Source organism: uncultured Veillonella sp., assembly GCF_905209685.1.
Lineage (GTDB): Bacteria > Bacillota > Negativicutes > Veillonellales > Veillonellaceae > Veillonella.
The window spans coordinates 1-9,472 of record NZ_CAJLUB010000066.1 but is presented as its reverse complement, the minus strand read 5'-3'; the positions used below and the strand labels follow the sequence as shown (position 1 = coordinate 9,472).

Below are 9,472 nucleotides of genomic sequence, written 5' to 3'. Positions count from 1 at the left end.
CGAAAAATAGAACAGGCGTGTACTAATTCAAAATAGGTATGTGTATAGGGTGTTCCGAAAAATAGAACAGGCGTGTACTAATTCGAAATAGGTATGTGTATAGGGTGTTCCGAAAAATAGAACAGGCGTGTACTAATTCAAAATAGGTATGTGTATAGGGTGTTCCGAAAAATAGAACAGGCGTGTACTAATTCGAAATAGGTATGTGTATAGGGTGTTCCGAAAAATAGAACAGGCGTGTACTAATTCAAAATAGGTATGTGTATAGGGTGTTCTGAAAAATAGAACAGGCGTGTACTAATTCGAAATAGGTATGTATATAGGGTGTTCCGGAAATAGAACAGGCCTGTTCTATTTCAAAAGAGGTGTAGGTATGTTGCCCTAAAATAGTAGATTTTGTCTTCCCCGCCAAGGGAAGGTGCGCGCAATCTGTTTCAATAAAAAAAACAGGTATTTACTTATTTGTTTTTAATATGTGCGAAACCGATAGGATGATCTTTGAATGCAATATAATTTGTTTGACGTTTTCATAGTTACAGTAGAATGAGGAAAGGACCATGATTTTGCAGCGACTTTGGCCCTGCGGAGGCCGTAGGCCGGAGTCAGACCCGGCCGGTGGAGCGAAAAATTATGGTCCTTTCCTCATTACTAAATTATGAAAATGTTGGCAGCAAACAAATTATATATTCAAAATAGTGTGATATCGGTTTCGCATATACTAAAAATACTAAGAAAACACCTGTTTTTTATTGACAGATTTGCGTTTTCCCTCTATAATTACCCTGTTATGGTATAAGTAAAACAAATATATAACGAGGAGGTGTTTTACTAATGAAACGTACATATCAACCAAATACTCTTTGGAGAAAACGTACCCATGGTTTCCGTGAACGCATGAAAACTATCGGTGGCCGTCTCGTTTTAAAAAGAAGACGTGCAAAAGGCAGAAAACGCTTATCTGCATAATATAATAGCTGTTAGGCAGGAGAAAAAACTTGGCGCTGCTGCCAAGTTTTTCTATTCTTAGGACTTAAGGACAATGCATATGGATTATTGCCTCGAAAAAGCAAGACGACTGACGCACAATAATGAATATCGCCTTGTGTATAAGCACGGTAAATACGAAGTAGGCCGCATGTGTGTACTCTATCGTATGCCCGTGGCGAAGCAATCTACGCGCATTGGTTTTGTAACCGGCAAAAAGGTTGGTTGTGCTGTAGAGCGCAACCGAGCTAGACGCCTTATGAAAGAGGTATATCGCCTCAATCAACATTCCATACGCGAAGGGTATCATATCGTAATTGTTGGACGTGGCCCTCTGAAAAACGCTACCTACGAAAAAGCGGAAAAGGAAATTTTGTATCTCTTGCGAAAAAGCAAATTATTGATACAAAATGATAAATAGGACCACAAGTTAGAAGGCTTTGGTCCTTTTTTGTGTATATGGAGGTTTCCATGAAACGCTGTATAACCACGCTTTTACGACTTTTAATTAGGTTCTATCAGCTTGCCATATCTCCCTTAAAACCTGGATGTTGCCGTTATTATCCGACATGTTCCACATATACTCTGCAGGCCATCGAAAAATATGGTCCTTTGAAAGGTAGCTGGATGGGTTTAAAACGCATTCTTCGCTGCCATCCTTTCCACAAGGGTGGCTATGATCCAGTTCCCTAACCCACTTGGGCTTAGGCTGGATGCGTTCTGTGAAAGCAACTTTCATAAAAACCATCGAGCACAGTTTTGGAAATACCTGAGCATCTGTATGGATGAAATTTAGACCATACCATAACGATATATAGATGCGCAAAGGACGGTTTCGGACTGTAAGAAAAAGGAGAAACAATGGAATTCTTAAGTAGTATATTCCACCCTATCGTTGAATTGATGACTACATTGGTAACCTATGCGTTCCAATTAACTCAAATGGTAGGCTATCCAAGCTACGGTGTGGCTATTATCCTTTTAACAATCGTTATTAAAGCGATTTTGGCACCACTTACTGTTAAACAAATCAAATCCATGAAGGCTATGCAAGAGTTACAGCCTCGCATGAAAGAATTGCAAGACAAATACAAAAACGATCCTGCAAAACTTCAAGCTGAAATGGGTGCATTGTACAAAGAAATGGGCGTTAATCCACTAGCAGGTTGCTTGCCTCTATTGGTGCAAATGCCATTCTTGATCGCTATTTTCTATGCTTTACAAGGCTATCCATACGATCAAAACTATGTACAATTCTTATGGCTTCCTAGTCTTGGAGAACCAGATCCAATGTATATTTTGCCAGTATTGAGTGCGGCATCCACATGGATTATGTCCAAGCAAACTAGTAGCGGTGCATCTGGTGCTGCTGCGCAACAACAAAAGATTATGACAATCTTTATGCCTTTATTCATTGGTTACATTTCCCTTAACTTCCCATCTGGCTTAGTTATTTACTGGATCGTATCCAATGTATTCCAATTTGTGCAACAACATTTCATTTACAAAGGCTTAGAAGCTAAGAAATAGGAGACACTATGGAATTTATCGATGTATCTGCTAAAACCATTGAAGATGCCATTGCCAAAGGCGTAGCTCAATTGGCTGCAGAAGGCCAAGAATTGGTAGAAACTAAAGTCTTGGAACAACCTTCTAATGGCTTCTTGGGCATTGGTCGTAAACCAGCAGTTGTTCGCTTATTCTTCACATCTGTAGCTAAAACTGCTACTCAAGAAGAAGTAGCTCATGTAGAAGAACAATCTGTAGCTGTTGCTTCCCAGCCGGTGGCAACGACTGAAACAGAAGTACAAGACACAGCAGTTGACTCTACTGAAGATGATGTTGTAGAAAAACCTTCTAAAAAGGAACTTTCAAAAGAAGATCAACAAGAAATCGCTGAAAAAGGTAAACAATTCCTAGATGATATGTTTACTCAAATGGGCCTCACTGTGGTTATCGAAAAAATGATGACTAAAGATAAGATTACATTCCAAGTACACGGCGAAGATTTGGGTATTTTGATCGGTAAACATGGTCAAACATTGGATGCTATTCAATACTTAACAAATCTCGTGGCTCACAAGGATGTATCTGGCCACTGCCATATCGTTGTAGATGTGGAAAACTATCGTTCTCGCCGAGAAGAAACATTGGTAAATCTCGCGAAACGCTTGGCTTCTAAGGTGAAACGCAACCGTCAAAAGGTTTCCTTAGAACCAATGAATGCTTTTGAACGTAAAATCATTCACACTGCCCTTCAAGGGGACAAAAACGTTGTTACTAACAGTGAAGGGGACGAACCGTTCCGTCACGTTGTGATTACGTATAAAAAATAAAATATAGTGGTGCAGCTTTCAAGTAACTGAGATTATCGGTTGCTTGAGAGCTGTCCTCTTTATTCTTTAGGTTATGGTGAAAGCTAACCTAAGTTAATCTTCGCATGCAAAGATTAGTTTAGTTTAACTTTCACAGGCGAAGAACATATACAAAATCAAATATTAGATAATCGAAATACGGAGATATGTATGTATATAGATGATACAATAGCGGCCATTGCGACGCCGCCCGGTATCGGCGGGGTTGGTATTATTCGGGTTAGCGGCAAGGATAGTTTTCCTATTGTAAATAGCCTGTTCAAGAGCGCTGGTACCGTTCCTTTGATGGACCGCCAAAATAGAACGATACAATATGGGACCATTGTGGATCCCGGAACGAACAAGACGGTCGACGAGGTTCTTGTATTATTAATGAAAGGCCCTCATTCCTACACGGCAGAGGATGTAGTGGAAATTCAGTGTCACGGCGGCATTGTGCCAGTTCGACAAATTCTAAAATTGCTCGTAAACCACGATGTGCGCATGGCTGAGGCCGGTGAATTTACGAAGCGCGCCTTTATGAACGGACGCATCGACCTCACTCAAGCAGAGGCGATCATTGATATTATTGAAGCAAAAACGGAGGACTCCCTCTCCCTCGCTGTATCGCAGCTCGATGGGACCGTTTCGTCCTTTGTAAAAGATGTGCGTGAACAGCTCATCGCTATGATTGCTCATTTAGAGGTAACCATCGATTATCCAGAAGAGGATATTGAGGACGTAACGAGCCAAGAGGTTCGTGAGCAACTAGAGCCTATTTTGAAAGCTATGGATGATCTCTTATCCACAGCAAATACAGGCCGCCTCATTCGCGATGGTATTACAACGGTTATCGTAGGCCGTCCAAATGCAGGTAAATCGAGCCTTATGAACGCTCTTTTGCGCGAAAATCGCGCTATTGTAACGGATATTCCTGGTACGACGCGGGACAGTATTGAAGAATATATGACCGTTGAAGGCATTTCCTTGCGCCTCATTGATACAGCAGGTATCCGTGATACACAAGATACGGTGGAAGCCCTCGGTGTAGAGCGTGCTCGTGATTATATCAACAAAGCAGACATCGTGCTCTGCGTTATCGACGGGTCTACTCCATTAACCCCTGAAGAAATCGAAATTTTGACCTCTGTGAGCGGTTTGAACACTATCGTGCTCCTCAATAAGTCCGACGTGGCACAAGTCGTTACAGACGAAAATATAAAAGAACACGGAAATTTTACGGCCATTGAGCGCATTAGTGCTAAAGAAGGCGAAGGCTCTGCAGTGCTCTCCAAATGGGTGCAAGAACTCGTCTACGGCGGTCGCGTAAAACAAGATAACAGCGCCATGATCAGTAACGTGCGCCACATCAGCCTCATGGAACAAGCAAAGGCACAAGTCGAACAAGCCCTCTCCTCCATCGACATGGGCATGCCAGTAGACTTTGTAGCTACCGACCTGCGCAGCGCCTGGGAACTACTAGGCGACATCACAGGCGACACCATCCGTGAAAGCATGATCGACGAACTATTCAGTCGTTTTTGTTTAGGTAAGTGATGATGACAATGAGTACTTCCAAAAAGCCTCCACTGGCCAGGTCTGACTTCGGCCTACGGCCTACGCAGGGCCAAAGTCGTTTTTTGAAAGCCCTCATTGCCACTCTATGGAGAATAGGGAGAACTCGGCCTACGGCCTCGTGATTTAAATAAAATAAACTTTTAATATAAGTAATATATAAGGAATTCAATTGATATGTACACAGTAGATAATTATGATGTCATCGTCATCGGTGGTGGTCATGCTGGTTGTGAGGCGGCCCTCGCCGCTGCCCGCATGGGTCATCGCACGTTGATGGCGACCATCAGTTTAGATAATATTGCGCTTATGCCATGTAATCCTGCCGTTGGCGGTCCTGGTAAAAGCCATCTTGTTTATGAGCTTGACGCCTTAGGCGGTCAAATGGGTATCAACGCGGATGCTACGGCTATTCAAATGCGTATGCTCAACATGGGTAAAGGCCCTGCCGTTCATTCATTGCGCTGCCAATCCGATAAAATCAAATACCAACATTTGATGAAACAAACCATTGAAAATACAGAAAACCTCAATGTTAAGCAAATCATGGTTACGGAGCTTAAGGTTGAGGACGGCAAAGTAACAGGTATCGTTACAGAGCTTGGCGAGTTCTATGGTGCTAAAGCTGTCGTTCTTTGCACAGGTACCTATTTGAAAGGTAAAATCCTCATCGGCGACATCGATTACGTAGGTGGCCCAAATGGTCAACGCGTAGCGGAACATTTCTCTCAATCCTTGCTGGACAATGGCATTGAGTTGATGCGCTTTAAGACTGGTACGCCAGCTCGTGTAGATAAACGTACTCTTAACCTTGAAAATATGGAGGTTCAAGAAGGCGATACACATCATCACTCCTTCTCCTTTATGGATGAATGGATCAATCGTAATGAAGACGTATGTTGGCTGACCTATACTAATAAAGAAACGCACGAAATTATTACAAGCAATATTCACCGCGCTCCAATGTATAGCGGTAAAATTGAAGGTGTAGGCCCTCGTTACTGCCCTTCTATCGAAGATAAAGTGGTGCGCTTTGCCGATAAAGAACGCCATCAATTATTCGTAGAACCAGAAGGTACAGGCACAAACGAAATGTACGTACAAGGCATGAGTACATCCCTTCCTATGGACGTACAATATGCATTCCTTCGTACCATTCCTGGTTTAGAAAATGTAGAAATCATGCGCCCAGCGTATGCTATTGAATATGATTGTTTAAACCCAACACAACTGACACCAGCCCTTCAAGTAAAACATATTGAAGGCCTCTACTCTGCTGGTCAAGCTAATGGTACATCTGGCTATGAAGAAGCAGCTGCTCAAGGTCTCATGGCTGGTATTAACGCAGCTTTATGGCTTGAAGGTAAAGAACCATTTATCCTTGCTCGCTCCGAAGCATACATTGGTGTTCTCATCGATGATCTCGTAACAAAAGGTACAAATGAACCGTACCGTATGATGACGAGCCGCAGCGAATACCGTCTATTACTTCGCCAAGATAATGCAGATATGCGTCTCACTGAAAAAGGTCGTGCTATCGGTCTTGTAAAAGACGATCGTTGGTCTAAATTTACAGCTAAGAAAGCTGCTATCGAAGAAGCAATGGATATGTTACGAAATACACCTGTAAATCCATCCAAGGAAACACAAGCTTTGCTTGAAAGTTTAGGTACAGCACCTATTAGAACAGGTATTCACGCTTATGATTTAGTAAAACGTAATGAACTCTCCTACGCTATCGTAGCCGATGCATTTGGTTTAAAACGCTATACGCCTGACGTAGAAGAAGCTGTTGATATCTCCATTACTTACGAAGGTTATATCAAAAAGCAAATGGACCAAGTCGATAAGGTTCGCAAACTAGAAGAAAAAATTCTTCCAAAAGAATGGGACTATACACAAATTAAGGGCATTTCTCTTGAAGCTCAACAAAAGCTCAATAAAATCCGCCCTCACTCCATCGGCCAAGCAAGCCGTATCTCTGGCGTATCCCCAGCGGACGTATCTGTTCTGTTGATCCAACTAGAACAATACAATCGAAGCAAATAAAATATGTGATAACATACAAAAAAGCTAGTTAATCCTATGATTAACTAGCTTTTTTAGTAAATACTTAATAGGTTGAATTAGCTTAATGGTTTAGACCAATCTTCCACTTCTAATTGATTAACTCTTTTAAACTCTTTTGTATTGTTAGTAACGATAGTAAGACCCTTTGATTTTGCATGACTAGCAATGAGTAAATCCATAGGACCAATAATTTTTCCTTGTGATTGTAAATCAGCTTTTATTTTTCCATACTCTTCAGCAGCGTGACTATCGAAATCAATAATCTGTATAGGTGATAATAAAAGTGTTAAAGCTAATCTATTTTTATCTTTTGATTGGCTTTTTTCTACACCATGCATTAGTTCAGCATATGTAATTGATGAAATACATATATCTGAAGGATGATGTTTCAATATTTTCTGTAGTACAACTTCTGGCTCTTGTTTGATAGCATAAATACATATATTAGTATCTAACATATACTTCATAAGGCTTCACGCTCCTGATGATCAATATCTTCCCGTCCGTTACACATAAAATCATCTGTAAATAATGATAAACCAGCTACAAATCCCGCCCATTCATCATCTTTTGGCATAAGTAAGACTACATTCCCTATTTTGTTGATGATTACTTCATCACCATTAAATCGAAATTCCTTTGGTAATCGTACAGCCTGACTACGGCCATTTTCAAATAGCTTTGCTGTGGTCATACATATCACCTCCTTATTAATAAAAAGTATATACCTTGATATATATTTTAACAAGATGTAATTTTGTATACATATTATTAAAAAGCTAGTATGTATATTTATATGGATATTTATAAAATAAATAGTATTCTGCAGTTAAAATATGTACACTAGAGAAATACATTGAGTGTTCATTCAGAATAGACAAAATATTTTGTAAGTGAAGAAAAGTTCATGGTGATAAATTAGAAATAAACTGTGAAATGAAGTTGCTGAAAAGATGAATGATGAAATTGAAAATAGATATTGTAAAAGGTTAACAAAATAGGTTAAAAAGATGGACCGATTTCTCAATATTGTTATTTAAATGATAATAGTTGGTTAATACCTCTTCTACCCTATGTTTAGATGGTATTTTTAGGAAATATATCTGTTTAAATGAGAATTAATTGAGAATATGCTATAATATAAAGAAAAATGACTTAAATATCTTGTTTGTATGGTCATTTTATAAGTTTTTATATATAAACTTATATAAAATAGATTAAAAACGGCGTAGAACGCAAATTTTTGAGTTTTATAGCCTTTGAAATAAGAAATACTATTCTTATAACGTATATATTGTTAATTACCTAGATTTGTTTATATGATGTACCATATGATATGAGATTTTCTAACTATGTGTCGATTACTTTCACTATCATATAAATATCAAATAATTCATTAGGAGTACTTATGAAAGAAAAATACGATGTGCCTATTGCGCCTGAGTCTGAATTTGTTTCATATATGATGGAGCAAATGAGCGAATTTGGTTTGCCTTGTACGGAAGAGCAAGCAAAAGACTTTTACGTGTATTATGCGCGCATGATTGAAACAAATAAATATCTGAACCTCACGGGCATTACAGATATGAAAGAGGTTGTGGTTAAACATATGATTGACTCCCTCTCCTGCTATGACCCACATATCATCAAATCTGGCATGTCCATTATCGACGTTGGTACTGGTGCTGGTTTCCCTGGTATTCCCTTGGCCATCTACGACCGTAGTCTAAAGGTTACGTTGTTTGATTCTTTGAAAAAACGTCTTACCTTCCTTGAATCCATTATGGATGAGCTACAATTGACGAACTGTACTACTTTACATGGCCGTGCAGAGGATCTTAGTCATCAAGATTACCGGGAAAGCTTCGATATTGCTACGAGCCGTGCAGTAGCGAGATTACCTATTCTGTTAGAATGGACTGTACCATATGTAAAAGAAGGTGGCTACGTAATTGCTTTAAAAGGCGCCATCTACGAAGAAGAAGTGAGCGAATCTAATAAAGCCCTTAGCACATTGAAAGCTAAGATTGAAGAAGTACGCACTGTTACACTTCCAACCTTGGATGATAAACGAGCTATTTTGTACATTAAGAAAATAGGTAAAACACCTAAACAATACCCACGTAAACCAAAAGAAATTAAAGACAAGCCGCTAGTGTAATTTAATAGTTCTATTACGCAATAGCGGATAATAGAAAATAATTGCCTATACAAAAGAGGATGCAAATCTTAGATTTGCATCCTCTTTTTCCTATCTTCCCTGGTCTATTTAAGGATATCGTTTACAACAGGATTATATATTTTGTTCACTATATAAGTCGTATACAAAGATAGATAGAACACCTTTCCATAAGGACGACTTAGGGTTACTATGGAGGCCGTGGGAAAGGTGTTCTATGATAATCTTATAATGACTTATATGTGATCAATGATATGTAATGTTGTATCGATATCGTTTAAAGGCATAATATGTACGCCTGCAGCGATTT

The 9,472-nt window shown here is 39.5% G+C and carries 10 protein-coding genes; 8 read left to right on the top strand and 2 right to left on the bottom strand.

Annotated features, from left to right (window positions below):
- Positions 1-831 precede the first annotated feature (831 nt).
- The 7 genes from rpmH to mnmG all read left to right on the top strand — a co-directional run bounded on the left by rpmH (position 832) and on the right by mnmG (position 6,962).
- Complete coding sequence (gene rpmH, locus QZ055_RS06035) at positions 832-966, top strand: 50S ribosomal protein L34 (RefSeq protein WP_004692946.1); 135 nt, start codon at positions 832-834, stop codon at positions 964-966.
- A 79-nt stretch (positions 967-1,045) separates the two neighbouring features.
- Complete coding sequence (rnpA, locus tag QZ055_RS06030; protein WP_119206595.1) at positions 1,046-1,405, top strand: ribonuclease P protein component; 360 nt, start codon at positions 1,046-1,048, stop codon at positions 1,403-1,405.
- A 50-nt stretch (positions 1,406-1,455) separates the two neighbouring features.
- Positions 1,456-1,677, top strand: a complete 222-nt coding sequence (yidD, locus tag QZ055_RS06025) for a membrane protein insertion efficiency factor YidD (protein ID WP_072270728.1) — start codon at positions 1,456-1,458, stop codon at positions 1,675-1,677.
- Between the two features lie 168 nt (positions 1,678-1,845).
- Complete coding sequence (locus QZ055_RS06020; RefSeq protein ID WP_005384829.1) at positions 1,846-2,514, top strand: YidC/Oxa1 family membrane protein insertase; 669 nt, start codon at positions 1,846-1,848, stop codon at positions 2,512-2,514.
- A gap of 8 nt (positions 2,515-2,522) precedes the next feature.
- The gene (gene jag, locus QZ055_RS06015) at positions 2,523-3,320 is read left to right on the top strand and encodes an RNA-binding cell elongation regulator Jag/EloR (RefSeq protein ID WP_295825284.1); all 798 of its coding nucleotides are present in this window, start codon (positions 2,523-2,525) and stop codon (positions 3,318-3,320) included.
- Positions 3,321-3,509: 189 nt separating this feature from the next.
- Positions 3,510-4,895 carry a tRNA uridine-5-carboxymethylaminomethyl(34) synthesis GTPase MnmE gene (mnmE, locus tag QZ055_RS06010; protein ID WP_295825283.1) on the top strand — a complete coding sequence of 462 codons (1,386 nt, stop codon included), beginning with the start codon at positions 3,510-3,512 and terminating at the stop codon, positions 4,893-4,895.
- Between the two features lie 195 nt (positions 4,896-5,090).
- Positions 5,091-6,962, top strand: a complete 1,872-nt coding sequence (gene mnmG, locus QZ055_RS06005; RefSeq protein ID WP_295793423.1) for a tRNA uridine-5-carboxymethylaminomethyl(34) synthesis enzyme MnmG — start codon at positions 5,091-5,093, stop codon at positions 6,960-6,962.
- 77 nt (positions 6,963-7,039) lie between these two features.
- On the opposite strand, the gene QZ055_RS06000 is transcribed toward mnmG, so the two are convergent.
- The gene (locus QZ055_RS06000; protein ID WP_005384837.1) at positions 7,040-7,450 is read right to left on the bottom strand and encodes a type II toxin-antitoxin system VapC family toxin; all 411 of its coding nucleotides are present in this window, start codon (positions 7,448-7,450) and stop codon (positions 7,040-7,042) included.
- Positions 7,447-7,677, bottom strand: coding sequence for an AbrB/MazE/SpoVT family DNA-binding domain-containing protein (locus QZ055_RS05995; protein ID WP_005384838.1), 231 nt, complete (start codon positions 7,675-7,677; stop codon positions 7,447-7,449). The genes QZ055_RS06000 and QZ055_RS05995 overlap by 4 nt, the downstream gene beginning before the upstream one ends.
- A 714-nt stretch (positions 7,678-8,391) precedes the next feature.
- Here QZ055_RS05995 and rsmG point away from each other — a divergent pair.
- The gene (gene rsmG, locus QZ055_RS05990) at positions 8,392-9,144 is read left to right on the top strand and encodes a 16S rRNA (guanine(527)-N(7))-methyltransferase RsmG (RefSeq protein WP_295825282.1); all 753 of its coding nucleotides are present in this window, start codon (positions 8,392-8,394) and stop codon (positions 9,142-9,144) included.
- Positions 9,145-9,472: the final 328 nt, after the last annotated feature.